The organism is Mesorhizobium sp. M7A.F.Ca.CA.004.12.1.1, assembly GCF_003997835.1.
Classification (GTDB): Bacteria; Pseudomonadota; Alphaproteobacteria; order Rhizobiales; family Rhizobiaceae; genus Mesorhizobium.
Genome location: NZ_RZRK01001413.1, coordinates 1 through 666, shown reverse-complemented (window position 1 = coordinate 666; position 666 = coordinate 1). Strand labels below are relative to the sequence as shown.

Genomic DNA, 666 nt, shown 5'->3' with positions numbered 1-666 from the left:
CTGTTGCTGCGGCCCGGCATGACCGCCACCGTTTCGGTCGTCACAAAACAGGCCAAGGGCGTGCTCACCGTACCCGCCACCGCCTTCCGCTATCGCCCGGCGCAGCAGGCCGCCCGCGGCTGGAGCCTGAGCGACCTGTTCACCGGCCGCATGGGGCGCCCCGGCGGCAATCGCCAGCGCCAGGCCGCCACAGTGCCCACCGACGGCTCGCGCATACTCTACGTGCTGGAGAACGGGCGTCCGCACCCGGTCAATGTCAAGATCGGCTCCACCGACGGCGAACTGACCGAGATCATCTCTGGCCTGGATGAAGGCGCACAAATCATCACCGCGTCGCAGCAGCGGAGCTGATGCCGTGGCTGCGGGCGCGACCCTCATCACCTTCGACAAGGTCTGGAAGAGCTACGGCCAGGGCGAGGCCAAGGTGCATGCGCTGGCCGGCGTCGATCTAGCGATCCGGCGTGGCGAATTCGTCGCCATCATGGGTCCATCCGGCTCCGGCAAGTCGACGGCGATGAACATCATCGGCTGCCTCGACACGCCGACGGCCGGAACCTATTCCTTCATGGGCATCGACGCCGGCCGGCTCGACCGCAACCGCCGCGCCATGCTGCGCAACCTTTATGTCGGCTTCGTCTTCCAGGGCTACAATCTGCTGGCCCGCAC

At 67.1% G+C, this 666-nt stretch carries 1 protein-coding gene and 1 pseudogene; both read left to right on the top strand.

What is annotated here, in order from left to right; genetic code table 11:
- A pseudogene (locus EN984_RS36750) lies at nt 1-351 on the top strand (efflux RND transporter periplasmic adaptor subunit); the annotation flags it as partial.
- Nucleotides 352-355: 4 nt separating this feature from the next.
- Nucleotides 356-666: ATP-binding cassette domain-containing protein (locus tag EN984_RS36745; RefSeq protein ID WP_127384459.1), on the top strand; the 311-nt coding region annotated here is incomplete at its 3' end.